Annotated in this window: 1 protein-coding gene; it reads left to right on the top strand. The window is 60.7% G+C overall.

Annotation, left to right across the window (positions count from 1 at the left end; all coding sequences use genetic code 11):
* Positions 1-66: 66 nt before the first annotated feature.
* Positions 67-1,110, top strand: coding sequence for an IS110 family transposase (locus F3I16_RS20935; RefSeq protein WP_160495451.1), 1,044 nt, complete (start codon positions 67-69; stop codon positions 1,108-1,110).
* The last annotated feature ends 258 nt before the right edge of the window (positions 1,111-1,368 follow it).

The raw sequence follows: 1,368 nt of genomic DNA, 5'->3' as shown, positions 1-1,368 counted from the left end.
TGCTGTAATGGACTTTCCCCGCGCCACACTCTAGATGTCGAGTGGCGTGTTACCGGGAGAGTGTCAATGAAGCGCATAGCAGTTGATTTGGCCAAGTCCGTTTACCAAGTTGCCGAAAGTGTCCGTGCCGGCGAGGTGATTCAGCGCAAGCGGCTGAACCGTGGTGCGTTTGCCCGATATGTACAGGAGCAGGTGGAGCCTGTCGAGTGGGTGATGGAGGCGTGCGGCACGGCGCACTACTGGGGGCGAATAGCGCAGGCGCGTGGTCATCGGGTGATGCTCCTGCACCCGCGCTATGTGCGGCCGTATCGGCGGCGCAACAAGACCGATCGCAACGACTGCGATGCCATTCTGGAAGCGGCGCGTTGCCAGGGCATTCACCCAGTGCCGGTGAAGAGCCACGAGCAGCAGCAATTACAGCAGTTGCACAACTTGCGTGAGACCTGGAAGAAGTCCCGTACCCAGCGGATTAACCTACTGCGCGGGATCTTCCGCGAGATGGGCATCGAGGCGCCGGCCGCCACAGCGGCTTTCTTGCGGGTGGCGAGTGAGCTATTGGAGCGCCCGGAAGTCATTGCTTTGCGTGGGGCACTGCAGGTCGTACTGGGTGAGATCAATCTGTACGAGCAATCGATGCACGAGTGCGAGGCGCAGTTGGCGCGCTGGCATGCCGAGGATGAAGTTGTCCGCAAGCTCGACGAAGTCAGTGGCATTGGCTTGCTCACAGCCAGTGCCCTGAAGACCGCCGTTGGAAATCCGGAGCGTTTTGCCAATGGCCGTCAACTCAGTGCCTGGCTGGGTATGACCCCGAGAGAACACAGCAGCGGTGATCGCCGCAAACTGGGGCATATCAGCCGGCAGGGCAACACCTACGTGCGCACCTTACTGATCCATGGCTCCCGCGCTGCCTTATTGGCTGCCCAGCGCTGTCAGAGCAGTACGCCGGAGCGCATGACGGCGTTGCAGCGCTGGGCAACCGAAACGGCCGCGCGTATTGGGCAGAACAAAGCAGCGGTGGCGCTGGCGAACAAGCTGGTAAGGATTTGCTGGGCCGTGTGGTGCCATGAACGGCGCTTCAGTGGCAACTGGCAAAGCATGCCGCCCGCCTGACGGCGAGCGGGTGATCACGGTGGTTGTGGTGGAAAGCAGCACTGTCGGAACGGGCGAGTCCTGCAGCGGAACAAGGCCGATAACAATCATGATCCGTGTGATCGATTGAGCGCTTGGCCCCCGCTGCGCGAACTACAGAATGGCCAGGGCCTTGCGCCCATCGAAGGCCGGATATACGCATGCAACCGCACCGACGACAGAGCAGATCAAAAGCTTTGCCCACTACTTGTGGGGAGAGTCCATATACGCATTGTTAGG

The organism is Pseudomonas sp. L-22-4S-12 (genome assembly GCF_009799935.1).
GTDB lineage: Bacteria > Pseudomonadota > Gammaproteobacteria > Pseudomonadales > Pseudomonadaceae > Aquipseudomonas.
The sequence above is the reverse complement of the archived record's forward strand: the minus strand, read 5'-3'. Positions and strand labels throughout refer to the sequence as shown.

What these genes read in the sequence shown, in the direction of transcription:
- F3I16_RS20935 (WP_160495451.1), top strand. Translation starts at nt 67, where the DNA reads ATGAAGCGCATAGCAGTTGATTTGGCCAAGTCCGTTTACCAAGTTGCC.